Genomic DNA, 25,133 nt, shown 5'->3' on the forward strand with positions numbered 1-25,133 from the left:
GGGTGGGGGTGGGGGTCAGCGTTGGCGGCGGGCGAGAAGGTAGCCGTCGTTGTCGTAGACCAGCTCGTACGTTCCTCCGTGCGCCTGCTCGGCGTAGCCGACGATGTCGTCGGGTGAGCCGATCCCGGCGCCGACGTCGAACAGCACGTACTCGGGTGTCGCGTCACCGACCGACCCGTACCAGTAGACCGTGTGATCGGTGACGAGGTGACTCATCATCGCGATGTCGGTCTCGACGCTCGCGCCGTCGGGCACCGCAGCGATGACCGCGCGCGCCGATGCGGCACGCGGCGCCTCGGCGTACGTCTGATCGTCTAGCAGCGTCGCGAGGGGTGAGTTGACCAGCGTGAACGCCGTGACCACGACAGCGACGACCGTCGCCCACCGCAACGTGGGCCACCGCCGCATCGTGTCGATCATCGCGACGAACACGATCGGCATGAGCACCAGCGAGTAGTGCCACTCGGTGCCCCAGTAGTAGGCGTTGTCGCCCGCGAACCGCCACGCGAAGGTCGGGAGCACCAGCAGCACCCACGGAGACAGCAGGGCAGCCAACCCCGTGATCCCGACGGTCAACGCGACGGTCGCGGCCTTGCGTCCCGGTTCGTCGAGCAGCGTCGTCAACAGCCCCCGGTCACCGCCCAACGTCGAGGCGTAGGCGTAGGCGTCGCTGGACGCGAACGCCGGGATGGCGACCAGCACGATCACGGCGGTCGCGATCAGGCCGGTCGACAGCAGCGCCAGCCCCCGTCGTCGCTCCCCCGCCAGCCACAGGACTCCGCCGATCACCGCGACGGTCAGTCCCAAGTCCTCCTTGACCAACAGCAACGGGAGCGACCAAGCGACAACGGCGCCGAACCGCCGGTCGACGTACGCCGCTCCGGCCAGCGCCAGCAGCGGGGCACCGAAGGCGACCTCGTGGAACTCCGCCTCGACCGCGGACTGCAGGCCGAAGGACACCGCGTACGCGATCCCGATCGCGGAGCCGGTCAACGTGCCGAGGTGGCGCATCGCCAGCACCGCGATGACCGCGACCGAGATCGCGATCAGCACGACCTGCGCCAGCGCAATCGTCTGAGCGGCCGGGAACAGCCGGTAGAACGGTGCGATCAGCGCGTCGATGGGTGAGAAGTGGTCGCCGAGGATGTTGTAGCCCGGGCCCTTGACGTCGACGATCGGCGCGCCGGGCCGCGCATAACCCTTGACCGCCTGCTCGAAGATCGCGTGGTCCCACGACGAGATCGTGAACCGGCGATAGCGCAGCAGTGCGAGGAGCCCGTACGCGACGCCCGCAGCGACCGCCAGCAGCGCTGCGATCGACCGCTGCCGGCCGACCCTGGTCATCGGCCGAGCGTGAGGTTCTCGCCCGTCTCGGGGTCGAACACGTGGACCTTCATCCGCGGAATCACGACTCGGATCGACATGCCCGGGCTCAGCGGGCTGTCCGGGGCGAGCTCGGCGACGAGGAAGTTCTGGAACAGGTCGAACTCGAGCAGGTCCTCGACCTCGTTCAGCAGGTCCTCCACCTCAGGGGCGATCTCGTAGCCGAGGTAGGCGAACTGGCTGCTGCCGCGCCACTCGACATCATCGATCCGTGTCGTGAACTCGACCCGGTCGGTCACTGACTGGCCACCCTGCCCGGACGCGTCGTAGCAGTGCTCGGGGCGGATACCGGCGACCACGACCCCACGGCTACCGATTCGCTCCAGCAGGTCGTCGTCGAGCAGCATCGTGGCCAGCGGCATCACGAGCTGGCGGTCCATCGGGAACGCCGGCACGAGGTTCATCGGCGGCGAGCCCAGGTATCCGGCCACGAACATGTCGGCGGGCCGCTCGTAGAGGTCCCGCGGGGTGCCGACCTGGTGGATGAAGCCCTGGTGCATGACCGCGACGCGGTCGGCGATGCTGAGCGCCTCCTCGACGTCGCTGGTCGTGAAGATCGAGGTGCGTTGGTGCTCGTGCTGCCACTGGGTCGTCACGGATCGCACGTGTGATCGCAACCGTTCCGACTGCTGCGAGAACGGGGCATCGAGCAGGTACGCGTTGGCATCGCGCACGATCGAGCGGCCCAGCGCGACCCGTTGGCGCTGCGCGTCATCCAGATCGGCGGGCTTGAGCTCCAGCAGGTCGCCGAGGGCGAGGAGGTCGGCCACCTCGTGGATCTTGGCCGACAGCTCTGCACGGTCGTAGCCGCGGCGGAGCGTCGCAGCAAAGGCGAGGTTGTCGAACACGTCGAGGTGCGGGTGCAGCGCGAAGTCCTGGAACACCATCGCCAGGTCGCGACCGCGCGGATCGACCGCGTTGACGACGCCGTCTCCGATCACGATGTCACCTGAGGTCTGCTCCTCGAGCCCGGCGAGTGTGCGCAGCAACAGGCTCTTGCCGGCACCCGACGGTCCTGTGATCGCGAGCGTCTCGCCGGACGGCACCGTCAGGCTGACGTCGTCCAGCAGTGGGCGCTCGCGCCCCCCGGACGTCGTGAGGTTGCGGACTTCGATCGAGGTCATCGGTACGACCTTCCGAGGAGGTGGCTGATCCTGCGCGGGAACACGAGGAGAAGGAGCAGGGCGGGCAGGACCCAGAGCAGACCGGCTGCCGCGACCGCTGAGCTGGGGCTGTCGAGCTCACCACTCGCGAGCATCAGGGTGGCGGGGAACGGGCGGGACCCATCATCGACGGACAGCGCCGCACCCAGCACGAAGTCGTTGCACCCGGCCACGAAGACCAGCAACGTCACGACGAGCATGCCGGGGGCGACGTTGGGCAGCACGAACCGGCGCAGGGACTGGCGTCGCGTCGCGCCGTCGGCCCGCACCGCATCGCGCAGCGACCACGGCACGTCGCGGAACACCGTGACGCACAGCCAGATCGCCAGCGGCAGGGTGACCGCCAGAGCGGGCGGCACCAGCGCCAGACGAGAGCCGAACCGATCGAGCTGGATCAGCTGGTCCGCCATTGGCCCGACCAGAGCCACCAGCGGCAGCAGCAGCGCGGCGAGGACCAGGCCGTATGCGGTGCGACGCCCACGCACCGGCAGGCGTACCAGCGCGTATGCCGCCATGATCGCGAGAGGCATGGCCACGACCGTCGCGATGCCGGCGACCAAGACCGACGTACCGGCGGCCTGTCGCAGGACCTCGGAGTGGATGGCACCGTCGAAGGCGCCCCAGGAGACGTCCTGGGGCCAGACGCTGCGTGCCGTCTCGCCCGCCGGAGCCGTCGCCACGGTGAACGTCCACAGCAACGGGATCACGGTGAACGCGACAAAGACCTCGACGCCGACGATCGACCAGATCGAGACGGCACGTCGGGTGTCGGCGAACAGGATGCCGGCAGCGCTGGTCGCCATCAGGACGACCGCCACGGCGATCCAGATCCACAGGTCGGGCCTGGCGACGCGGATGATGCCGTAGTTGGCGACTGCGAAGCCCAGGAGGAACGCGGTGCCGGAGGCCCAGAGCCTCGACCGCACGGAGGGAGTCACACGACCCTCCTGACCCTGAGCAGCTGGACCATCAGCAGGCCCAGCAGTCCGGCAATCACGAGCAGCACGATCGACATCGCGGCACCAAGACCGAGCTCGAAGGACGAGAACGTGGTGTCCCACACGATCAGCGGAGCCGTACGGACTGAGGCCCCCGACTCATCGGCCAGCAGCGGACCCTCGAGGATCCGAAACGTGTCAAGACTGCGGTACGTCGCGGCGACCGCGATCGCCGGACCCATCGCGGGCAGGACGACGCGGCGGAACCGCTGCCACCCGGTCGCCCCGTCGGCGACGGCGGAGGCCATCAACGAGGTGGGGACCCGCAGCAAACCGGCAAGCAGGATCACGGTGGTGATGCCCGTCCCGCGCCAGATCTCACCGATGGTCACGCCGACGAGCGAGCCGAACGGACCGACCTCGCCGAGCCGGAACCACTCCGACGCGAATCCGGTCGTCACAGCGTCCCGCCACACGACTGTCGACACGACGGCCAGCAGTGCGAACGGCACCAGCACGAGGATCCGGGTGACCGGCCACAGGATGGTCAGCCGTCGCAGGGCTGCCGCGAAGGCCAGCCCGATCAGCAGCTGGAGCACAACTGCCACGAGCACGATGACGAGTGTCGCGGACACCGCTAGCCACCACGTGCGGCTGCTGAGGATGTCGAGGTAGTTGTCCAGGCCCGCGAACGTGCGGTCCTCGGGATTCGTCAGGGAGTAGGAGGACAACGAGAGCCACACGCCGCGCCCGACGGGCCAAGCGGTGACTGCCAGCAGGACGAGTACCGCTGGCGCCAGCCAGCGCCAGCCCCTCATGGGAGCTCCCCGGCGATCGCGGCGCGGACGGCCCGCTGGGACTCGTCGAGGGTCGACTCAGGCACGAAGTCGGCCAGCGGTCGCCATGTGTCGTTGATCGCCGACTGGGCGGCGTGCCAGTACGGCGTCACCGGGACGGCCGCACCGGTCTGCACGGCGGCCTTCGTCACCTCGGCCATGGGATAGGAGTCGGCGACGCCCGGGATGTCGTAGGCGGTCAGGCGACTCGCGCTGTGTCCCGTGTCGACCATCAGGGTCCGCAGGGACGTCGGAGAGGTCAGGCAGTTGATCGCGGCGTAGGACATCTCGGTGCGCGGTGCGTACAACGGCACCGCCAGGCCCACGCCGGACAACGGGGCGACGCTGGTCTCGCCGACCACTGGGTAGGCGGTCCAGCCCATGTCGACCGCCACGGCGGCGAGCGCCGGGTCGGTGATGATCGAGCTGGAGGCGATCAGGAATCCGCCACCGGGTGCCGCGAACGACGCAAGCGCCTCGCGCGACGGGCCGGGGCCTCGTCCGGAGTCCAAGTACAGGCTCGCGACCGAGGCTGCGGCGCGACCGGCCTCGGAGTCGAGACCGACCTTGGGGTCGCGGCCGGTGCCTCGAACCAGGTCGCCGTCGCCACCCACGATCAACGCATTGACCCATTCAGCCAGCCCGCTGCCGTCACGATCGTTGATCTGGATCGTCACGTCGAGCCGCTCGGCGCCGGCGACCAGGTCTTCCCAGCTGATCGGCTTGGAGGTGTCCAGGCCCGCGCGCTCGGCGACGTTGCCACGGAACCACAGGAGCTGCGGATCAAACCACCACGGAGCGACGGCGAGCTGCCCGTCGTACGTCGCCGCCGTCAGGGCGGCCGGAAGGACGTCCTTGCCGAACTCGGGGGCCAGCTCCTCGGGCACAGGAGCCAGGAACCGTGCTGCCGAGAACTCCGCCGTGAAGGCCGAGTCCAGGCTCAGCAGGTCGATCGAGGTGTCCTTGGCGGTGAGGCGCCGCACCAGCATCGCGTGCCGCGCATCCACGTCGGCCGGCATCTGCTCGAGCTGGATCTTGTACGCGCCGCCGGCCGCGGTCGTGCAGGCCTGTGCCAACGCGCCGGCACCGACCCGGTCGGGGCCGACGTACCACGTGAGCGTCGGCGGCCCTGCGTCCTTGGCACCGGCCGAGCCACACGCCGCGAGCGCGCAGAGCAGGAGCGCTGCGGCCGCGCGTGCACAAACCCTCCCTGGTGCGCTCACGGGCGCAACTTTGCCACAGAGCAGGGGTTGGCTTGGCCTCAATCGAGCGAGTCTCGGCGATGCCGCGGGAGGGGAGCCCCGCCCGACCCGCGGCCGCGCCGGATCGACGTCGCCCTACAGCGAGACGTCCTCGAGCATTTCGGTGACCAGAGCGGCAACCGGCGAGCGCTCTGAGCGGGTCAAGGTGACGTGGGCGAACAGCGGATGGCCCTTGAGCTTCTCGACCACCGCGACGACCCCGTCGTGCCGTCCGACCCGCAGATTGTCACGCTGGGCGACATCGTGAGTAAGGACGACCTTGGAGTTCGAACCGATCCGCGAGAGCACGGTCAGGAGCACATTGCGCTCGAGGGACTGCGCCTCGTCGACGATGACGAAGGAGTCGTGCAGCGAGCGACCTCGGATGTGCGTGAGTGGCAGCACCTCAAGCATGCCGCGGTCGAGGATCTCCTCGATCACGGCTGGAGAGGCGACTGCTCCGAGCGTGTCGAAGACCGCCTGGCCCCACGGACCCATCTTCTCGGACTCGCTGCCCGGCAGGTAGCCGAGTTCCTGGCCGCCCACGGCGTACAGCGGGCGGAAGATCACGACCTTCTTGTGTTGGCCGCGCTCCATGGTCGCCTCGAGCCCCGCGCACAGCGCCAGCGCCGATTTGCCCGTGCCGGCCCGACCGCCGAGCGACACGATGCCGATGTCGGGGTCGAGCAGCAGGTCGAGCGCAACACGCTGCTCGGCCGAGCGGCCGTGGATGCCGAAGGCGTCCCTGTCTCCGCGGACGAGCTGCACGTCCTTGTCGGCCGTGACGCGGCCCAGCGCGCTGCCCTTCTCGGAGACCAGCACGAGGCCCGTGTGGCAGGGGAGCTCGCGCGCCTCGGCCAGGTCGAGCGTGCCGCTCTCGTAGAGCAGGTCCAGGTCGAAGCTCTCGATCTCAAGCTCACGCATGCCGGTCCAGCCGGACTCCAGCGCGAGCTCGGCGCGATACTCCTGGGCGACCAGACCCACGGCGGAAGCCTTGACTCGCATCGGCAGGTCCTTGGAGACGATCGTGACGTCGAGACCCTCGTTGGCCAGGCTGCGAGCGACCGAGAGGATCCGCGTGTCGTTGTCGCCGAGTCGGAATCCCGACGGCAGCGACGAGGGGTCGGTGTGGTTGAGCTCGACCCGGATCGTGCCGCCCTCCTCACCGATCGGCAGCGGGACATCGAGGGTGCCGTGCTTGACCCGGAGGTCGTCGAGGAATCGCAAGGCGCTGCGGGCGAAGTAGCCGAGCTCGGGATCGTGCCGTTTGCGCTCGAGCTCGGTGATCACGACGACCGGGATCACGACCTCGTGCTCGTGGAATCGATTGACCGCGTTGGGATCCGCCAGCAGGACACTGGTGTCCAGGACATACGTCCGGCGGGCTGAGCTCGGGCTCTTCGTGGTGCGTGATGCGGCCACAGCTGTCTCCTCAACGAGCCCGCGCGCACCCTGCGCCGGCCCTACTCGGGGGCGGGAATTCGGGGCTCAGGGGCGAGCATCAACACACATCGAACGTACGACTGCCCGAGACGCATTCCGGGACGACACGCTGGACAACGTGTCACGGCTGCGTGAACAGTCAGAGTCGCAAGCCATCCCTCGCGAAAAGCGCAAACACGCACTTTTATCTCGCATTGCAGAGAATTGTCTCTTGTTATCGAACGTATGTTCGAGTAAGGTGGAGGCATGAATCCGGAGCCCACGATCGACGCGATGCGGACCGCCGCTCAGGCGCTGCGCACGGGTGATGCGAGGGACCGGGCTCGGGCGATCCAGGTGGCGCAGGACGCCCTTGATGCTGCCAAGGCGGTCGCTCTGGCCGAGATCGACGCGTCGAAGGACTACGAGATCGACGGTGCCTCGACGTTGAATGCGTGGGTCCGCAACCAGTTGCGGCTCAACTCGGGTCAGGCCACCTCGCTGGTCAAGAACGTTGTTGCTCTGCGGGATCTGCCGCTGATGGCCGGCGCAGCTATGTCGGGGCAGATCAGCGCCGCCCACGTACGGGTCTTCGTCTACGGGTTGGCGCATGTGGGGTTGGAGCCGATGCGCCAGTTCGAGGACGTGTTCGTCGACGTCGCCTCCCATCATGAGCCGGCTGAACTGTTCGAGACGGTCAAGCATTTGAAGGACACGATCCATCCCGAGGATCTGGACGATGCGTGGGAGCGGGGCATGGACAAGGAAGACATCGCCGTCGACGCTTTGCCCGACGGCTGGCACGTGACTGGTTTCCTCAACACCGTGACTGGGGCCAAGCTCAAGAAGGTCCTGGACTCCGTGTCGGCACCGCACGATGCCGAGGACACCCGCACCGGTGCGCAGCGTCGGGTCCAAGGTCTGGATGACCTGTTGACCGACATCCTGGGCGACGGGCTCCCCGCCGACAAGGGCGTCAAACCGCACCTGTCGGTGTTCGTGGACGCCGACACCTTGGAAGCGGCTGCTTCGCATGTGAAGGCCACGACCGAGAACCCACACCTGATCCCGACCACATGCCGCCAACACGGCCGGCGAAGCTCGCCGGCCACGGTGCGATCGGACCAAACCTGTTGATGTACTTCTTGTGTGTCAGTGACTTCACCGCATTCCTGATGAAGGACGGCGGCAGCGACCGGCAGGCGCAGATCCTCAACGCCGGGACCGCGAAGTACCAACCGAACCTGCTGCAACGCAGGTCGGTCATCGCCCGCCAGCACGGTGTGTGCGCGACGCCGGGCTGCCACCACACCCACCTGGAGATCCATCACAGCATCTGGTGGTCGTTGGGCGGACCGACAGACCTCGACCTCCTGGTCGGACTCTGCACCAGATGCCATCATCTGCTGCATCGTGGTCGTTTGCAGATCACCGGCAACGCCGTCACCGGATTCACCTTCACCACCAAAGCCGGCCGCACCCTGCGCCGACGCCGACGACGAGCCAACTACCGCCAAGCCGCCTGACCACACGCCCGGCGGCCCGCCGGCACGCCCGAACCGACACCAGGGACACACCAAGCTTGGCAGCGCTCGTCCGCGTTCAAGTCAGAAGGATGAGATCGCCCACACCAAAGGCCAGCTCGAGAGGCCTCGCATTTGGTCCGATCCAGCCAGGCCGAAGTAACTAGGCCCGATGCATGGGTACCTGGCGACGCATAGCCTGCGCCATGACGAGGAATGCGCCACCGAGTCCGATCAGGCCGACGCCCAGGATGAGCGGGCCACTTCCCGGAGCGCCAGTGTCAGGCAGATCGCGTGAAGCCTCGCTCTGAGAAGTGTCATTGTCATCGTCGGAGTCGCCGCCTGCACCTGACGTGATGCAATTCTCGAGCACCAACTCATCCTCGCTAAGCGGCTCGAGATGCTCGTCGTGGAACGTGACGATGGGCGGACCCGGGCTCCAGGTGTTGGTGTCGGCGTCGTAGAGCGATGACGTGGTTGTTCGCTGCGTGCGAAGGACGCGCGCCTCAGCTTGACAGTCGACTTCGCTCACGGCTTCTTCGGTTGAGGTCGGCTCCGGCTCGACGGCAGTTGTCACACAGCCCCGCTCGACTCGCTCGCGGAGCGTCAGAGCTGGGAAGGTGAAGGTCGTGGACTCGCCGACCGACCGCGGCACGTTAGTGGCTTGGTTCTTGTAGAGATCACGCTCGGTGCCTGCTTCGACAACGTAGCGGATACTGCGGGCGTTGCCGTCGGTAAATGTCAGGGTGCGGGTCAAGCTGACATCTTGGATCGGGCCGCCCAATACGCGTGCGCCGTTAACGACAGCTCGATTATCGACCGTCGGGCCGTAAGAAAGGGTGCCATCAATGTAGACCGATGTCGGATAGATCCACTCGGAGTTGTTGCGCAGCGTGATGGTGACCGAGCATCCGGTGTCACCGAGCTCGGTGTGCGACGTCTCGATGAACCGTCCCTGCTCGTCGGTGTATCGATCTTGGGCCGATGCGGGAGAGACACCTAGGAGCACGACGGCAAGCGCCAAGCCCATAGCAGCGACGGAGGGCGCTAAGCGTGTGAGGTTCTTCACGGCTATATAACGAGACCTGTGCGAAAAGGTGACACCACTTCCAGCGCTTCGAGGAGACCGAGCCTCTACGTGTATTGAGAGTTCGCGGGCTTGGCAATGGCGCTGGAGGTCAACAGAGTGCCTTTCGAGGCGCTGTGGGGTTGACTACTTACTCACCAATTGCGGCTAGCCGCGTTCAGGTCATATGAGCGGGCGCGATGAGTGGTCGTTGAGGGGATTCGGCCACAAGATCAGGTTCAACTGGTCCCATCGGCAGGAGATCGTGTGCCAACGGGGAACACACGCTTGGGTCCCGGCCTGGACGAGCACTGCCCGTGCTTGCCGAGCAGGTTGCCCGGATGTCCCCTAAAAAGTGCGGTCGATCTCAAGCCACGTCCGTGGTGTACCCCTGGTCGCTCGTTTTGACCCCGATCACCGATGGCGTGGCATTCTGGCCCTACAGTCGATAGATGACAGTCGGCACCGTGACCGAACTTTGGCGGTACCCGGTGAAGTCCATGGGCGGTGAGCAGCTCCCCTTTTCGACCCTCGACCTGCGGGCCCTCCACGCTGACCGAATGTGGGCGGTTCGTGACCTCGAGCTCGACGCGGTAACGACTGCCCGCCGGCTCCCTGCACTTTTAGGCTGTACCGCGCGGTTTCTCGATGAGCCTCCGGCCGGCGTTGGCCCAGGTGACGTCTGCGATGTCGTCGTTGCCTTTCCCGACGGCACCGAAATCGCCAGCAACGATCGCGAGCGGTTGGACGCGAGGCTCAGCGAGCTCACGGGCAAACGGGTGGCGCTCGTCCCGCTACCGCCACTGCACGACAAGGCCGCCTATCGAGGTGTCCTCGCGTCGAAGCGCGACCTCCGCCTCCAATGGGCTCTCACCGACGACGAGCCGTTGCCGGACTTCTCCATGTTTCCGATCCGCAAACTCGCCCAACTTTCCATCTACGCGACACCGATCGGGATCTTCGCCGACGCATACGCCGTGCACCTTCTGACCACGTCTAGCCTTCGTACGATGGCAACCCACGGCGGAAACTTCGACGTGCGTCGTTTTCGCCCGAATATCGTCGTCGACACCCCATTGGACGGCTTGGTTGAGCAACGGTGGGTTGGTGGAACCCTCCGGGCCGGTGGCATCGGCGTGGGGGTCGAGATCCCAGCCGTCCGGTGCTCTGTGCCCATGCGTGAACAACCAGGCATGCCTGCGGACCCTGAAGTGTCCCGAACCGTCTCCGAGCTCGGCGAGCGGTGCCTGGGCGTTTACGCCGACATCGTCGAAGTTGGCACCGTTCGCGTCGGCGACGCGGTCACGTTCGAGCCGCCCGAGGCGGCCGGAGCCTTCAGCGCCTCCGTCAGCAGGCTTGCCGAACGTGTCAGGCGCAACACCATCCGCACTGGCAACCGGCTGATCCCTTAAGTTCAGTGCGCCTGAATGTCGTCGGGCGCCCATCTGGGCGCTAGCAGCCCGCCCCGAATCTGCAGGGAACGTCGCTCAGTATTCCTAATCCGCCATCGGACCGTGCCTGAAGCTCGGACGACCGCGGTGCGCTGCTCGTCGTCGTGGCCGCGGGGCTCGCAATGGGTTTGCAATAGGAGGCTGACAAGTTCGTGGGCTTGACCACTTAAACGCACCGGCCCCCGGGGGTTAGTGACCGAAACGGCGCTCGCGCGCAGCGTATGACCGCATCGCGCGCAGGAAGTCGACGTGCCGGAACGCCGGCCACAGCGCATCGCTGAAGTAGAACTCCGAGTGCACGCTCTGCCACAGCAGAAAGCCTGAGAGCCGCTGCTCACCGGACGTCCGGATCACCAGATCTGGATCAGGCTGGCCCTTGGTGTACAGGTGCTCGGCGATGTCGTCGACCTCGAGCGTCCCAGCGATGTCGGCCAGCGAACGCCCCTTGGCGGCCTGGTCGAGCAGCAGCGAACGCATCGCGTCGGTCAGCTCCTGCCGCCCGCCGTAGCCGACACAGATGTTGACCCGCATGCCCTCGATGTCTGCTGTTGAGTCCGCGAGCCGCTTCATGCGGCCGGCCGACTCCGCTGGCAGCATGTCGAGATTGCCGATCACGGCGAGCGACCACCGACCCTCGGCGGCGAGCTTCTCCATGAGTCCCTCGACCGCGGCCAGGATGCTGCCGACCTCGTCGGGCGAACGTTGCAGGTTGTCGGTCGAGAGAAGCCACAGCGTGACGATCTCGACACCCAGCTCGTCGCACCACTGTGCGAACTCCGAGATCTTGTCTGCGCCGGCCTGGTAGCCGTGCTCGTACCGCGTCCCGACGCCCTTGGCCCAGCGCCGGTTGCCGTCGACGATCGCGCCCACGTGGTGCGGGAGACGAGCGGGATCCAGCATCTTGACGAGTCGACGTTCGTATACGCCGTACGCGAGGTCTGTGACTCCCATGCGGGTCAGCGTAGTACGCGCCTGCGGCTACCCTGAACGCATGAGCAACCGTGAGCACGAAGGTGTCGTGCAGGAAGCCTCCGAGCGCCTGCGCGAAACGGTCGACGAGATTAAACCCAAGCTCCGGGGCTGGCTCCACGCCATTACCCTGCCGCTGGCGTTCTTCGCGTTCGTCGTGATGCTCGTGATCACCGACGACACGTTGAAGCGCCTCGGCGTCGCGGTTTTCATGGTCAGCGCATTGATGCTGTTCGGTGTCAGCGCCGTCTATCACCGCGGCACGTGGTCTGACCGCGTGCGCGGGTTCTGGAAGCGCTTCGACCACGCGAATATCTTCTTGCTGATTGCCGGCTCCTACACCCCGTTCTCGTTGCTGCTCCTCACCACCGATCACGCCATCATGATGCTGTCCCTGGTGTGGGGCGGAGCCCTGCTGGGTGTCGCATTCAAGATCTTCTGGATCGGCGCACCGCGTTGGCTGTACGTCCCGCTCTACCTGCTGCTCGGCTGGGCAGCGGTCATCTACTTCCCCGAGTTTGCCGACAACGCGTCGACCGCGGTGATGGTGCTGCTGGTCACCGGCGGACTGCTCTACACACTCGGCGCGATCGTGTACGGCTTCAAGTGGCCCAACCCGTCGCCGACCTACTTCGGCTTCCACGAAGTCTTCCACGCGTTCACCATCGCGGCGTTCATCGTCCACTACATCGGCGTCAGCCTGCTGGCCTACCAGCAGCGCTAGCGGTTCGCGGCCAGCTCGGCAGGATCGGTGACCGGGCGTTGACAGACGAACCCGGCGCAGACGTACGCCGCAGCGTGGCCGTCGACGAGTCCTCGCTGCTGGAACAACGGGATCGCCAGTCCGACGTCACCTGCCACCACCACGGCACCCGGTGACGCGATTCGCAGTGCTGCGCGGTGCAGGTCGGCGCGCTCGTGCGCCTCACCCACGACCGCGATCTCGAGCGGGCCGCTGACGACCGACTCCGCCGCGGCCAGCGTCCACCCCGCAAACCGTGGCACCTGGATCGCGATCGACGACGCCGATGCGATCGCCGACTCGGCGGCGGCACGGTAGCGGTGCTCGCCCGTGACCGCGGCGAACGCGATCAGCGCGACGGCTGCCGCGGACGTGCCGGCCGGGTACGCGTTGTCCGAGGCATCCTTGGGCCGGACGACCAGGGCCTCAGCGTCGTCCGCGGTGTCGAAGAAGCCACCGTCCGGATCGACGAACCGGTCGACGACGCGATCCAGCAGGGACCTGGCCCGGTCGAGCCAGACGGCCTCCCCGGTGACACCGAGGACCGCGATGAACGCCTCGGCGACAGCGCCATGGTCCTCGAGCACCGCGGAGTTTCCGCCCGCGAGACCGTCGCGGGAGGTGCGGACGAACGTCTGGCCGAGATGGACGTCGACCAGCAACGTTGCCGCAGTGACGGCGGCATCGCGGAACTCTGGCTCGTCAAGCAGTACTCCAGCCTCGGCCAGCGCCGTGATCGCCAGGCCGTTCCAGGATGCGACGACCTTGTCGTCGCGTGCCGGCCGGGTGCGCTCGGAGCGGGCGGTCAGGAGTCGCGTCCGCACGCTCTCCCAGCGTTCGGTGTCGTCGGGATCGGTGAGTCGCTGCAGGGTCGAGAAGCCCCGCTCGAACGTGCCCGCTCCGCTGACTCCGAGCTGCTGTGCCGCCCAGGCCCCGTCCTCAGCACCAAGCACCCGCATGAGCTGGTTGGGGTTCCAGACGTAGAACGTGCCCTCGTGCCCGTCACTGTCGGCGTCGAGCGCCGAGGCAAAGCCGCCCTCAGGTGTGCGCAGCTCGTCCAGCAGGAACCGGCTGGTCTCCCGCGCAACCCGCTCGGCCAATGACGAACCGGTCTGCCGCCACCAGTGCAGGTAGACCCGCAGCAGCAACGCGTTGTCGTAGAGCATCTTCTCGAAGTGGGGCACGCGCCAGAACCGGTCGACGCTGTAGCGCGCGAAGCCGCCGGACAGCTGGTCGTACATGCCACCACGTGCCATCGCCTCACAGGATCCGGCGACCAGGTCGAGCGCCTGCTGCGAACCGGTACGCGCGGCATTGCGCAGCAGGAACTCCAGCACCATCGAGGGCGGGAACTTTGGGCTGGTCCCGAACCCGCCTGCCTCCGAGTCGTACTGCTTCGCCAGAGCTGGCACGGCCGCGTCGAGCTCGGCGGCACCAAGCGCGCCCCCCACCGGGTCGACGTTCTCCCGCAGGTGTGCCAGGACGTCGGTGCTGACTCGGGTGACCTCTTCGCGACGGTCGCGCCAGGCCTCGGCGAGAGCCTGCAGGACCTGGCTGAAGGCCGGGGTGCCCTGTCGTGGCTCGGGCGGGAAGTACGTACCGGCGAAGAACGGCTCGCCGGTCGGCGTCAGCACGCACGTCATCGGCCAGCCGCCATGGCCCGTCATGGCCTGTGTCGCCTTCATGTAGACCGCGTCGATGTCGGGGCGTTCCTCGCGATCGACCTTGATGTTGATGAAGTGGTCGTTCATGTACGCAGCGGTGGTCGGGTCCTCGAACGACTCGTGCGCCATGACGTGGCACCAGTGGCAGGCCGCATAGCCGACGCTCAGCAGGATGGGCCGGTCGAGCTCCTGCGCGACCGCGAGCGCCTCCGCGCTCCACTCCCACCAGTCGACGGGATTGTCCTTGTGCTGCTGCAAGTACGGCGATGTTGCGCTTGCGAGTCGGTTCACGTGAGCTCCTCGTCCATCCGGGGTGTCCGATGGTTGCCGCGACGACGGACCTTCCATCCGTCCCGACCGTAGCCCGCCGGTGGTTCTGGCGAGGATCCCCCATCGCCGGGTGGCCCAGAGCGAGCCCAACCCGACCCTCCGGCGGTTGGAACTTCAACGACCACCTCTTCGTTGTATGTACGTACATTCCATCACCATCGGGGGAAACACCGTGATGAAACGCATGCCATATGCCCTGTTGATCGCAGCCGTGGTCCTGGTGGGAGCCGGACTCGTCTGGCTCACCACCACCGGCGATCCGAACAGCGAATCTGCCGCCACCGTGACGCACACCCAGCAGCAGGGGATCGGCGTCGACCTCGCCCGCCGTGACGCCGACGACCCGCGAGCCATCGGCGACGTCGAGGCACCTGTCGTGCTGATCGAGTACGAGGACTTCCGCTGCCCGTTCTGCGCGGTCCACGCGCGCGAGACCCAGCCTCAGCTGCAGAAGTACGTCGACGACGGCACGCTGCGCATCGAGTTCCACGACCTGGCGATCTTCGGCGAGCAGTCGAGCCGTGCGGCCGCGGCCGGCAGGGCAGCCGCAGCCCAAGGCAGGTTCTGGGAGTTCTACAAGGCCGTCTACGGTGACGCACCCGAACGAGGCCACGCAGACCTATCTGACAGCGTGCTCATGAAGTACGCCCAGAGGATCGGGGTGGAGGATCTCGAGAAGTTCGAGGCTGACATGGACTCGGCTGCAACCGCCGCAGCGGTTAAGGCAGACGCGCAGGCGGCCTACGACATCGGTGCCTCGAGCACCCCGCTGTTCCTGGTCAACGACGAACCCATCCTCGGCGCGCAGCCCGCCGGTGTCTTCATCGAGAAGATCGAGCGTCTCGCTTCGGCGTCATGACGACGATCGGACTGACTGGCGCCTTCCTCGGCGGAGTGCTGACGCTGTTGAGCCCGTGCTCGGCCGTGCTGCTCCCCTCGTTCTTCGCCTACGCGTTCGGGAGCCGCGCCGCCGTCCTCGCCCGCACGGGTGTGTTCTACCTGGGGTTGGTGGTGACGCTTGTCCCGCTGGGCGTCGCGGCCTCGAGCGTCGGAGCATTCTTCAACTCCCACCGCGACGGTCTGGTGCTGATCCTGTCAATCATGGTCATCACGTTCGGGCTCCTGCAGATCCTTGGCATCTCGTTCGGACTCCTACGGCGCCGCGCGACGCGCGGATCGGTCTCGAGTGGCACCGGCGTCATCCAGATCTTTGCGCTCGGAACCGTGTACGGAGTTGCGGGGGTCTGTTCCGGCCCGATCCTCGGATCTGTGCTGGCTGTCGCCGGGATGCGTGGAAGTCCCGCATACGGCGGGCTGCTGCTGGCTGTGTACGCGCTCGGCATGTGCGTCCCTCTGGCCGTGCTGGCGGTCTTCTGGGAACGCCTCGACGTCAACGGACGCAAGTGGCTCATCCCCCGATCGATCGATCTCGGCCCGATCCACACCTCGTCCACGGCAGTCATCTCCGGGACCATTCTCATCGGCGTGGGGACCCTGCTGCTCGTGTCAGGCGGAACAGCCAATCTCGGCGGCATCATCGGCGCCGACGCACAGTTCTCGATCGAGCTGTGGGCCGGTCGCGTCGGAGAGCGCATCCCCGACGCTGTCGTGCTGATCGTCGTCGCGACCCTGGCGACCAGCGCATTGCTCGCGCGACGCTGGTGGACACAGGCCCACGCCAAAGCCGAGGCGGGAAGGCGATAGCTCGGCTGATTGAGCCATCAGCGACGTCACGGCACCGGTCGCGCAGGATTTAGCTGCGGTCGTGCGGGGTCGTGCGCCGGATGCCGGAGTCTGCGTCCTCGCCGTCCCAGGGCTGCTGCGCCGTGCGAGCGTGCCGCAGGAACGACCGGGCCAGGAAGTAGGTCGCGATGCACAGCAGGGCGACGATGCCGAGCGCGACCCAGCCGGGCTTGACGTCGTCCTTGGTGAAGGCCGGCTCGGCGGTGACCAAGGCAGCAATCGCGTACGCATTCATGGCCCCAGTCTAGTCGGCCGCTTTTCTGCCGCCATCGAGGCTTCGACCGCGGCCGCCTATGCCTCGGCGAGAGGTCAGCCCTCGCGTTGGTACGTCGCGAGCGAAGTCCCCACGACCGTCACATCCTCAGCGCAGCCCGGCGAACAGATCCGTCTCCGGGATCGCCGTCTGGACCTTGCTGTCGACCAGCTGGAAGTCCTCGGTGGGCCACGCCTCGGCCTGGACCTGGTGTGGGATCGCGAACCAGAAGCCATTGGGATCGATCTGGGTCGCGTGGGCCAGCAGCGCCGCGTCTCGCACGCTGAAGTACTCAGCGCACTCGACCTGGGTGGTCATCCGCGCCTCGTCCTCGGGCTTTCGCTCCCACTTCGCCAGCCGCTCGGCGAACGGGTTGTCGAGACCGTGCTTGGTCATCTCGTCGTCGATCGCCTTCATCCGGGCGTAGTTCCAGCTGAGCTGGTAGTAGAGCTTGGAGACCTGCCACGGCTCACCCAGCTCGGGGTAGCGATCAGGATCCGCGGCTGCCTCGTACGCGTAGACGCTGATCTCGTGGCACTTGATGTGGTCGGGGTGCGGATATCCGCCGTTCTCGTCGTACGTCGTGAGGACGTGCGGGCGGAACGAACGAATCAGCCGGACGAGCGGCGCGGCGGCCTCCTCGATCGGTACGAGCGCGAAGCAGTCCTCCGGCAGCGGTGGCTTGGGATCGCCATCGGGCCATCCCGAGTCGATGAAGCCGAGCCAGTCCTGCTTGACGCCGAGGATCTCGCGCGCCCGGTCCATCTCCTCGCGTCGGATCTCGGTGATGAGCTCGGGGTTGTCAGTGATGCCGGAGTGCTCGAATCCTGGATTGAGGATCGAGCCACGCTCGCCGCCCGTGCAGGTCGCGACGTGGACGTCGACGCCTTCGGCAACGTACTTCGCGGTCGACGCAGCGCCCTTGCTCGACTCGTCGTCGGGGTGGGCGTGCACATGCATGAGACGGAGCTTCTCGGCCACGGTTCTCCTTCTGGGCTTCGGCAAAATCCTCGCACCCTCCTCAACCTCGGCCGCGGCCCGGGTGTTCCGTGCCGCATACTCGCGGTATGACAACCCCCGATGCCGTGATCGTGACCGGCGCCTCCTCCGGGATCGGCCAAGCCATGGTCGAGAAGTTCGCCGCGAACGGAATCCGCGTGTTCGCCGCGGTCCGTACGCTCTCGACCGTCGCCGACCACCCACTCGTGACACCCGTGCGTCTTGACATCACCTCGGCCGAGGAAGCCCGCGCCGCGGCCGATCTCGTGCGGGACGTCCTGCCCGGGGGCACCCGGCTGCGCGCCATCGTCAACAACGCGGGGATCGCGGTCGGTGGGCCGTTGGAGTTCCTCGACCTTGACGAGATGCGCCGGCAGCTCGAGGTCAACGTCGTCGGTCAGCTGTCGGTCACGCAGTCCTTCCTGCCACTCCTGCGCGAGCACGGCAAGGGCCGCATCGTCTTCACCAGCTCGATCGGCGGACGCGTCGCGGCCCCGTTCATCGGCCCGTACGCAGCCTCCAAGCATGCCCTCAACGGCATGGCCGAGTCGCTTCGGCGTGAGCTCAAGCCGTGGGGCATCGGCGTGTCCGTGCTCGCCCCCGCGACCGTCGCGACCCCAATCTGGGACAAGGCCTCGGCCGACATCGACGCCGTCGCCGCGGGCCTGCCGCCACGGGCGGTTGAGCTCTACGGTCCGGGCATCGAGTCGATGCGCGCGATCTCGCAGGGGGCCCGCGCGGGCGGCATCCCCGCATCCCAGGTTGCCGAGGCAGCGCACCACGCGGTTTTCGCGCGCCGGGCCAAGGCCGAGTACCTCGTCGGGCGCGAGGCACGGACCATCGCGACCGCCTCGGCCCTGCTGCCCTACCGGATGTTCGACAAGGCCGTGCTCAAGCAGATGTCCGGCGCCTGAGGAGCTGGGACCTCCTGAGACACTAGGACCGTGACCGACCTCAGTTCCCGCTACGGGACCCGCAGCCGCCCGCAATGGTTCTGGCCTGCTGTCGCGGCCGTCGGCATCATCCTCGGCATCACCTTTGCCGCTTGGGTCGGTTTCCAGGACAAACCCGTCACCGCGCGGGTGTGGGCGTACGACGTCAAGGACGACCACCAGGTCACAGTCACGCTCGACGTCATCCGGCCCGACCCGCTCGCGGTGCGCTGCACGGTCTACGCCCAGGCCGAGGATCACTCGATCGTGGGTGAGAAGACCGTCGACGTGCCGGCTTCGGACCAGGAAGAGACCCGGGTGACGATCCCGGTGGAGACCGAGCGACGAGCTGTCACTGGTGTGCTGAGGACGTGTGCAGAGCAGAGTTGAGTGCTAACGTTGGAGGTTCACCCCGGGCGCATGCCTGGGGTGCAGCACGTGAAGGAGCCCTCCCATGACTCAGCCGATCCCGACCGACACCATCTGGGTGACCCAGCCTGCGTACGACCGCCTGCAGCAGGAGCTCGACCACCTGCGTGGTGACGTCCGCACGGACATCACGGCCAAGATCGCCGCTGCCCGCGACGAGGGTGACCTCAAGGAGAACGGCGGCTACCACGCCGCCCGCGAGGAACAGGGCAAGACCGAGGCTCGCATCCGTCAGCTCGAGGACATGCTGCGGCGCGCCGAGGTGGGTGAAACGCCTGCCGATGACGGACTCGTCGAGGCCGGCATGATCGTGACGATCCGCTTCAAGGGCGACAAGAACACCGAGCAGTTCCTGCTCGGCTCGCGCGAGTTCCTCAGCATGGACTCCAGCGTCGACATCGACGTCTACTCACCGACGTCCCCGCTCGGCGTCGCGATCCTCGGCAAGAAGCCCGGCGACAAGGCGTCCTACGAGACGCCCAACGGCAACAGCATCTCGGTCGAGATCGTCGACGCCAAGCCGTTCTGACCCCCACGGGGCGGAGGGGTCAGACGAGCTCGTAGCCGAGCTCGACCAAGCGGTCACGGACATCGGCCCGGTGCTGCGGACCGCGGGTCGCAACCTGCATGTCGACGTCGACCTGACGCACGGCAAGGGTCTCCGAGGCGCGGTCGTGGTTGACGTTGAGCACGTTGACCTGCATCTCGGCCAGATCCGTCAGCAGGGCCATGAGTGCCCCGGGGCGGTCCGAGATGCGGGCGCGGAAGAGCAGGAACCTGCCCGCCGCAGCAAGACCATGGCGGATGACGTCGAGCAGCACCAGCGCATCGATGTTGCCGCCGGACAGCACCGCGACGACCGGGCCCTCGTACGCCTCCGGCCGCTCGAGCAGGGCGGCGACTCCCGCTGCGCCGGCTGGCTCGACCAAGAGCTTGGCCCGCTCGAGCAGCGAGATCAGTGCACGGCTCATCGAGTCCTCACCGACCGTGACGACTTCGTCGATCAGTGACGACAGGATCCCGAACGGGATTTCACCGGGCTGGGCCACCGCGATGCCGTCCGCCATCGTGGCGCCCATCGTCGCGGTCATGGGGGCGCCCTGGGTGAGCGAGCCGGGATAGGCCGCGGCATCGCGGGCCTGAACTCCCACGATGCGCAGATCGGGTCGCTCGGTGCGAAGCAGCGCGATGCCGGCGGCAAGCCCGCCCCCTCCCAGCGGGACGAGAATCGTCTTGACATCGGGGCACTGCTCGAGGACCTCCAGGCCAAGTGTTCCCTGGCCGGCGATGATGTCCTCGTGATCGAACGGGTGGATCAGAACTGCGCCCGTGCGCTCGGCGAACTCACGCGCCGGCACCAATGCCTCGGTCACCCCGGTCCCGTGGAACCGGATGTCAGCGCCGTACCCCTCGGTGGCGGCAACCTTCGGCAACGCGGCGCCGACCGGCATGAAGATCGTCGCCTTGATACCGAGCAGCGATGCCGCGAGGGCAACTCCTTGGGCGTGGTTCCCGGCACTCGCTGCGACGACCCCGCGGGACCGTTCCTCTTCGGTGAGCCGGGCGATCCGCACATAGGCCCCGCGGATCTTGAACGACCCCGTCCGCTGGAGGTTCTCAGCCTTGAGGAAAACGTCTTGACCGGTCCGTGAACTCAGCCAGCGCGAGTGCGCCATGGGCGTCACCTCGGTGACCCCTTCGAGCAGCTGACGGGCGGCCCTCACATCATTCAGATCCACTCCATAAAGGTAGTCGCTGCGGGTGCGCGGTGGTACCCGCGCTCGATTGGTTGCCGTCGGCAACCTGTTATATGGTTGCACCATGCAAACGGAAGAGGTCGGGGTTGCGCCTTCGACGGCCGAGGACGCGTTGCTGCGACTCGTGATGGCGGTCGGCCGCCGCTTCCGCACCCGCGCGGACGGCGATGACGTCGATCCTTCGCAGGCCGCGCTGCTCTACAAGCTGAAGTACCACGGGGCCATGCGCCTGGGCGACATCGCCGAGGCCATGAAGCTCGACGCCTCGACGGTCAGCCGGCACGTGCAGCAGCTCGGCGACCGCGGCCTGATCCAGCGCCAGCCCGATCCCCAGGACGGCCGGGCCAGCATCATCGCCCTGACCGCCGATGGGCTCGTGAGCCTCAAGAAGACCATCGACCAGCGCCGGTCGTTCATCAGCGCATCGCTGTCCGAGTGGAGCGACGTAGACCGCGAGCGCCTCCGCACCGACCTGATCCGCCTCACAGAATCGCTCGGAGATCCTGCATGACCGACGCCACCCCGGGCACGAGCCCCGTCGCCACCGCACCGACCTACCTGTCCCACCGCCAGATCCTGGTGATCCTCGGCGGGCTGATGACCGGGATGTTCCTCGCCGCACTCGACCAGAGCATCGTCGGCACGGCGCTCCCCCGCATCACCTCCGACCTCAACGGCCTGGACAAGCTCAGCTGGGTCGTCACGGCGTACCTGCTGACCTCGACCGCCGCGACTCCCCTGTGGGGCAAGATCTCGGACCTGTACGGTCGCCGGCTGATCTTCCAGGCCGCGATCGTGACGTTCCTCGTCGGCTCGCTGCTGTGCGGCTTCTCCAGGAATATCGAGGAGCTCATCGGGTTCCGGGCCCTGCAGGGCATCGGCGGCGGTGGCCTGATGGCGCTGGCGTTCGCGACGATCGGCGACGTGATCCCTTCCCGCGAGCGCGGCCGCTACATGGGCTACATGGGCGCCGTGTTCGGTACCGCCAGCGTCGCCGGACCGCTGCTTGGCGGCTGGCTCGCCGATGGTCCTGGCTGGGAGTGGATCTTCTGGCTCAACGTTCCGATCGGCCTGGTGGCCCTGGTCGTCACCTCGTACGCGCTCAAGCTCCCGCACACACGTCGCGAGCACACGATCGACTGGCTCGGTGCCGGCGTCCTGGTGTCGGGCGTCTCCTCGCTGCTGCTGTACGTCTCGTGGGCCGGGCCCGACCACGGCTGGGGCTCCAGCCTGGGGCTTGCGCTCCTGGGTGGCGCCATCGCGCTGACGGCGGCGTTCATCGCGATCGAGCTGCGCGCCAAGGAGCCGATCATTCCGATGGAGCTGTTCCGTGGGTCGATCTTCCGCACCACCAACGCGCTGTCGGTCGTGATGGGCATCTCGATGTTCGGTGCGATCATCTTCGTCCCGCTCTACCTGCAGGTCGTGATGGGCATGTCGCCCACCCGGTCGGGCCTCGGCATGCTGCCGATGGTCGCGGGCCTCTTCTCGACCTCGATCCCGTCAGGCCACTGGGTCACCCGGACCGGTCGTTACCGACCCCTGCCGATTGCCAGCACCCTCGTGGTGTTCGTGGCCCTGCTGATCCTGTCCACACTCGGGGCGGACAGCGCGTACTGGCAGGTCGGGGTCGGGATGTTCGCCCTCGGCGCTGGCCTGGGGCTGACGATGCAGCTCCTGACCGTGATCGTGCAGAACTCGGTCAACATGCGCCATCTCGGCATCGCGACGAGCACCATCACGTTCTTCCGCACGCTCGGCGGCGCGTTCGGCGCAGCGCTCTTCGGGGCCGTGCTCAACACGCGTCTGAGTCATCACCTGGCGACAGTCGGCTCACCCACCGGCGGGCCGATCAACACCAACGACTCCTCGGCCATCCGGGGGCTGCCCGAGCCCCTGCAGTCCAAGGTCATCGAAGCGTTCGCGAACTCATTGCACGACGTCTTCCTGGCCGCTCTGCCGATCGTCGCGATCGCATTCGTGATCTCGCTGTTCATCAAGGAGATCCCCTTGCGCACACGGGACACGCCCGTGCCGGCCGAGGCAGCCGAGCTCTAGACCGAACTCTAGGGGCGGTCGCGAGCCGGCAGCCCGTCGACGACGAGGTCGTACGAGTCCTCGATCAGCTCTGCGAGCAGGCCCGGCGGCAGCGATCGGTCGACCTGCGCGGTGATCCAGTGCTTCTTGTTCATGTGATAGCCGCGGACGATCTCGTCGTACGTCTGGACCAGACCGGTCACGTCCGGCGGCTCGGCCTTGAGCGTGACGTGGGCCGGCGAGTCCGCAGCACTGATCGCGAAAACCTTGCCGCCGACCTTGAACACCGCGGTGTCCTCGCCGAACGGGAAGCTCAACGAGGCTCCCGGCAGGGCGAGGCACTGCGCATGCACGTCCATCACGCCGGTTCTGGCTCGATCCCGACGTCCTCCTCGGGATCGTCCTCGTACTCCTGGGCAACCGACACCAGGTGGCGCACGACACCGTTGAGGACGGCGGCGAAAGGCACCGCGATCAGCGCGCCGACGACTCCGGCCACCGTGACGCCGGCGGCGATCGCGAAGATGATCGCGAGCGGGTGGACCGCCACGAGCCGGCCCATCAGGAATGGCTGCAGGACGTGGGCCTCGACCTGCTGGACCACGATGACGACGATCAGCATGAACAGCGCCGTCCACGGCCCCTGGGCGACCAGGGCGACCAGCACCGCGACCATGCCCGACAACAGGGCTCCGATGATCGGGACGAAGGCGCCGAGGAACACCAGCACGCCGATCGCCAAGGACAGCGGCACTCCCAGAACCCACGCACCCAGGGCAATGCCCATCGCATCGGTCGCCGCGACGATCACGGTGGCCCGGACGAACGCGGTCAGCGACGCCCACGCGGTGTGACCCGAGGAGTTGACGTGCGCCCGAGCGCCACGGGGGAACAGCGCGACGATCCAGGCCCAGATCCGCCCGCCTTCGTAGAGGAAGAAGAACGCCGAGAACAGCGCGATGAAGAAGCCCGCCAGGACGTGCGTCAGCGTTGTGCCGACCTCGGTGATCCGGGTCAGCAGTGAGGTGTCACTGGAGGAGATCGACTCCTTGGCCGAGTCGATCCAGTCCTGGATCTGCGAGTCGCTCAGCTTGAGCGGTCCGGTCCGCGCCCAGTCCTGGACCTGGGTGATCCCGTCGACGACGTTCGCCCGCAGGTCGGTGACCTGGGTGGCGAGCTGCTGGCCGACCAGGGCGAGCGCGCCGAAGAAGGCCGTGAGCATCATCAGGACGACGACGAAGGTCGCGGCGAGCCGCGGCAGCCCGCGCGACTGCAACCAGTTGACGGCGTCAATCGTGAGCGCAGCACCCAGCAGAGCGATGGCGATCGGGACCGTGATCTCGGAGAAGAAGCGGAGCAGGAAGAGCCCCAGTGCCGCGGCCGCAGCGATGACCAGGATGCGCCAGGCCCACTGCGTCGCGATCTCAACGCCGATCGGCACTTGATATCGGCTGGTGGCGCGTTCGTCGGTCACTCGCGCAACCCTATCCGCAACCCATGCCGCACGAGGTACGGAACAATCGGGCCCCACCGCGTGTTGAAACGACGCCAATCGCGGTCGCCAAGCGCGCCGCGAACGGATCCGTAGACTTCATCTGAGAGGTGGAACCCATGATTTTTGGTCGAAACAAGTCAGAGCTTCCTGCGGCTGACGCCGCACTGCCCGGCCGCGAAGGCCGCCGCTTCCAGGTTGGTGGCACTCACCAAACACTCGGCACGCCGGTCGAGACCCAGGCGCCGGATGGCTTCGGCGTCGCGGTCTTCGGTCTGGGCTGCTTCTGGGGCGAGGAGAAGACGTTCTGGGAGGTGCCGGGCGTGTGGTCGACCTCGGTCGGCTACGCCGGCGGCGTGACTCCCAACCCGACGTACGACGAGGTGTGCAGTGGTCGAACGGGGCACGCCGAGGTCGTCCGGGTCATCTTCGACCCCGCCAAGGTCACGTACGCCGACCTGCTCAGGGTCTTCTGGGAGAACCACGATCCGACGCAGGGCATGCGCCAGGGCAATGACCGGGGCACGCAGTACCGCTCGATCATCCTGACCACGACGCCCGAGCAGCAGGCCGAGGCCACGGCGTCGCGCGAGGCGTACCAGCAGCGCATGACCTCTGCCGGGTACGGCGAGATCACGACGTCGATCCTGGCGCTCGACAAGTACTACTACGCCGAGAGCGAGCACCAGCAGTACCTCGCCAAGAACCCCTACGGCTACTGCCCGCTGCACGCCACCGGCGTCTCCTACGCCTGACAGGTTGC

General features: G+C 67.2%; 26 protein-coding genes. 12 read left to right on the forward strand and 14 right to left on the reverse strand.

The features are described 5' to 3' along the window. Positions 1-15: 15 nt before the first annotated feature. From C6I20_RS11705 to C6I20_RS11730, 6 genes are all read right to left on the reverse strand, one after another. Positions 16-1,344 (reverse strand): DUF2079 domain-containing protein, encoded by a 1,329-nt coding sequence (locus tag C6I20_RS11705; protein ID WP_118396127.1) that lies wholly within the window; start codon positions 1,342-1,344, stop codon positions 16-18. After that, positions 1,341-2,507: an ABC transporter ATP-binding protein gene (locus tag C6I20_RS11710; RefSeq protein WP_118396128.1), complete on the reverse strand. Its 1,167-nt coding sequence runs from the start codon at positions 2,505-2,507 to the stop codon at positions 1,341-1,343. Before C6I20_RS11710 ends, C6I20_RS11705 begins: the two co-directional genes overlap by 4 nt. Continuing rightward, the gene (locus tag C6I20_RS11715; protein WP_118396129.1) at positions 2,504-3,484 is read right to left on the reverse strand and encodes a carbohydrate ABC transporter permease; all 981 of its coding nucleotides are present in this window, start codon (positions 3,482-3,484) and stop codon (positions 2,504-2,506) included. Before C6I20_RS11715 ends, C6I20_RS11710 begins: the two co-directional genes overlap by 4 nt. Beyond that, complete coding sequence (locus C6I20_RS11720; protein ID WP_118396130.1) at positions 3,481-4,302, reverse strand: carbohydrate ABC transporter permease; 822 nt, start codon at positions 4,300-4,302, stop codon at positions 3,481-3,483. The genes C6I20_RS11715 and C6I20_RS11720 overlap by 4 nt, the downstream gene beginning before the upstream one ends. After that, positions 4,299-5,543, reverse strand: coding sequence for an extracellular solute-binding protein (locus C6I20_RS11725; RefSeq protein WP_162891289.1), 1,245 nt, complete (start codon positions 5,541-5,543; stop codon positions 4,299-4,301). Before C6I20_RS11725 ends, C6I20_RS11720 begins: the two co-directional genes overlap by 4 nt. Positions 5,544-5,657: 114 nt before the next feature. Then, complete coding sequence (locus C6I20_RS11730; RefSeq protein WP_118396132.1) at positions 5,658-6,983, reverse strand: PhoH family protein; 1,326 nt, start codon at positions 6,981-6,983, stop codon at positions 5,658-5,660. Between the two features lie 267 nt (positions 6,984-7,250). Here C6I20_RS11730 and C6I20_RS11735 point away from each other — a divergent pair, with 267 nt between their 5' ends. Next, entirely contained in the window at positions 7,251-8,120 is an 870-nt protein-coding gene (locus C6I20_RS11735; protein ID WP_118396133.1) for a DUF222 domain-containing protein, read from the forward strand. After that, a complete protein-coding gene (locus C6I20_RS11740) occupies positions 8,120-8,509 on the forward strand; it encodes an HNH endonuclease (protein ID WP_216822878.1) in 390 nt (129 codons plus the stop codon). Before C6I20_RS11735 ends, C6I20_RS11740 begins: the two co-directional genes overlap by 1 nt. A gap of 160 nt (positions 8,510-8,669) precedes the next feature. On the opposite strand, the gene C6I20_RS11745 is transcribed toward C6I20_RS11740, so the two are convergent. Further along, entirely contained in the window at positions 8,670-9,530 is an 861-nt protein-coding gene (locus C6I20_RS11745; RefSeq protein ID WP_162891290.1) for a hypothetical protein, read from the reverse strand. 494 nt (positions 9,531-10,024) lie between these two features. On the opposite strand from C6I20_RS11745, the gene C6I20_RS11750 reads away from it, so the two are divergent. Next, positions 10,025-10,984 (forward strand): MOSC domain-containing protein, encoded by a 960-nt coding sequence (locus tag C6I20_RS11750; protein ID WP_118396136.1) that lies wholly within the window; start codon positions 10,025-10,027, stop codon positions 10,982-10,984. 228 nt (positions 10,985-11,212) lie between these two features. On the opposite strand, the gene C6I20_RS11755 is transcribed toward C6I20_RS11750, so the two are convergent. Beyond that, on the reverse strand, positions 11,213-11,974 hold the full coding sequence (locus C6I20_RS11755) for an isoprenyl transferase (protein ID WP_118396137.1): 762 nt from the start codon (positions 11,972-11,974) through the stop codon (positions 11,213-11,215). Positions 11,975-12,014: 40 nt separating this feature from the next. Between C6I20_RS11755 and C6I20_RS11760 the strand changes: the two genes are divergently transcribed. Next, the gene (locus C6I20_RS11760) at positions 12,015-12,716 is read left to right on the forward strand and encodes a hemolysin III family protein (RefSeq protein WP_118396138.1); all 702 of its coding nucleotides are present in this window, start codon (positions 12,015-12,017) and stop codon (positions 12,714-12,716) included. On the opposite strand, the gene C6I20_RS11765 is transcribed toward C6I20_RS11760, so the two are convergent. Further along, positions 12,713-14,689 carry a thioredoxin domain-containing protein gene (locus C6I20_RS11765; RefSeq protein ID WP_254052125.1) on the reverse strand — a complete coding sequence of 659 codons (1,977 nt, stop codon included), beginning with the start codon at positions 14,687-14,689 and terminating at the stop codon, positions 12,713-12,715. The genes C6I20_RS11760 and C6I20_RS11765 overlap by 4 nt on opposite strands. A 214-nt stretch (positions 14,690-14,903) precedes the next feature. Here C6I20_RS11765 and C6I20_RS11770 point away from each other — a divergent pair, with 214 nt between their 5' ends. Both C6I20_RS11770 and C6I20_RS11775 read left to right on the forward strand, forming a co-directional pair. Then, a complete protein-coding gene (locus tag C6I20_RS11770; RefSeq protein ID WP_118398866.1) occupies positions 14,904-15,587 on the forward strand; it encodes a thioredoxin domain-containing protein in 684 nt (227 codons plus the stop codon). Next, entirely contained in the window at positions 15,584-16,432 is an 849-nt protein-coding gene (locus C6I20_RS11775; RefSeq protein WP_118396140.1) for a cytochrome c biogenesis CcdA family protein, read from the forward strand. The genes C6I20_RS11770 and C6I20_RS11775 overlap by 4 nt, the downstream gene beginning before the upstream one ends. Before the next feature lie 49 nt (positions 16,433-16,481). Here C6I20_RS11775 and C6I20_RS11780 read toward each other — a convergent pair whose 3' ends face one another. Both C6I20_RS11780 and mca read right to left on the reverse strand, forming a co-directional pair. Then, complete coding sequence (locus tag C6I20_RS11780; protein ID WP_118396141.1) at positions 16,482-16,706, reverse strand: hypothetical protein; 225 nt, start codon at positions 16,704-16,706, stop codon at positions 16,482-16,484. 126 nt (positions 16,707-16,832) lie between these two features. Beyond that, positions 16,833-17,705 carry a mycothiol conjugate amidase Mca gene (mca, locus tag C6I20_RS11785; RefSeq protein ID WP_254052126.1) on the reverse strand — a complete coding sequence of 291 codons (873 nt, stop codon included), beginning with the start codon at positions 17,703-17,705 and terminating at the stop codon, positions 16,833-16,835. Positions 17,706-17,791: 86 nt separating this feature from the next. Here mca and C6I20_RS11790 point away from each other — a divergent pair, with 86 nt between their 5' ends. The 3 genes from C6I20_RS11790 (at position 17,792) to greA (ending at position 19,613) form a co-directional block, all read left to right on the forward strand. Further along, on the forward strand, positions 17,792-18,637 hold the full coding sequence (locus tag C6I20_RS11790) for an SDR family oxidoreductase (RefSeq protein ID WP_118396142.1): 846 nt from the start codon (positions 17,792-17,794) through the stop codon (positions 18,635-18,637). Between the two features lie 30 nt (positions 18,638-18,667). Beyond that, positions 18,668-19,045 (forward strand): DUF4307 domain-containing protein, encoded by a 378-nt coding sequence (locus C6I20_RS11795; protein ID WP_118396143.1) that lies wholly within the window; start codon positions 18,668-18,670, stop codon positions 19,043-19,045. Between the two features lie 64 nt (positions 19,046-19,109). After that, the gene (greA, locus tag C6I20_RS11800) at positions 19,110-19,613 is read left to right on the forward strand and encodes a transcription elongation factor GreA (protein ID WP_118396144.1); all 504 of its coding nucleotides are present in this window, start codon (positions 19,110-19,112) and stop codon (positions 19,611-19,613) included. A 19-nt stretch (positions 19,614-19,632) separates the two neighbouring features. Here greA and ilvA read toward each other — a convergent pair whose 3' ends face one another. Then, positions 19,633-20,823, reverse strand: coding sequence for a threonine ammonia-lyase (gene ilvA, locus C6I20_RS11805; RefSeq protein ID WP_254052127.1), 1,191 nt, complete (start codon positions 20,821-20,823; stop codon positions 19,633-19,635). Between the two features lie 82 nt (positions 20,824-20,905). Here ilvA and C6I20_RS11810 point away from each other — a divergent pair, with 82 nt between their 5' ends. After that, a complete protein-coding gene (locus C6I20_RS11810) occupies positions 20,906-21,352 on the forward strand; it encodes a MarR family winged helix-turn-helix transcriptional regulator (RefSeq protein WP_118396146.1) in 447 nt (148 codons plus the stop codon). Next, positions 21,349-22,899 (forward strand): MDR family MFS transporter, encoded by a 1,551-nt coding sequence (locus C6I20_RS11815; RefSeq protein ID WP_118396147.1) that lies wholly within the window; start codon positions 21,349-21,351, stop codon positions 22,897-22,899. The genes C6I20_RS11810 and C6I20_RS11815 overlap by 4 nt, the downstream gene beginning before the upstream one ends. 8 nt (positions 22,900-22,907) lie before the next feature. Here C6I20_RS11815 and C6I20_RS11820 read toward each other — a convergent pair whose 3' ends face one another. Next, positions 22,908-23,237 (reverse strand): MmcQ/YjbR family DNA-binding protein, encoded by a 330-nt coding sequence (locus tag C6I20_RS11820; protein WP_118396148.1) that lies wholly within the window; start codon positions 23,235-23,237, stop codon positions 22,908-22,910. Beyond that, on the reverse strand, positions 23,237-24,352 hold the full coding sequence (locus C6I20_RS11825; RefSeq protein WP_118396149.1) for an AI-2E family transporter: 1,116 nt from the start codon (positions 24,350-24,352) through the stop codon (positions 23,237-23,239). The genes C6I20_RS11820 and C6I20_RS11825 overlap by 1 nt, the downstream gene beginning before the upstream one ends. A gap of 137 nt (positions 24,353-24,489) precedes the next feature. On the opposite strand from C6I20_RS11825, the gene msrA reads away from it, so the two are divergent. Beyond that, complete coding sequence (gene msrA, locus C6I20_RS11830) at positions 24,490-25,125, forward strand: peptide-methionine (S)-S-oxide reductase MsrA (protein ID WP_118396150.1); 636 nt, start codon at positions 24,490-24,492, stop codon at positions 25,123-25,125. The last annotated feature ends 8 nt before the right edge of the window (positions 25,126-25,133 follow it).

Source organism: Aeromicrobium sp. A1-2 (assembly GCF_003443875.1).
Taxonomy (GTDB): domain Bacteria; phylum Actinomycetota; class Actinomycetes; order Propionibacteriales; family Nocardioidaceae; genus Aeromicrobium.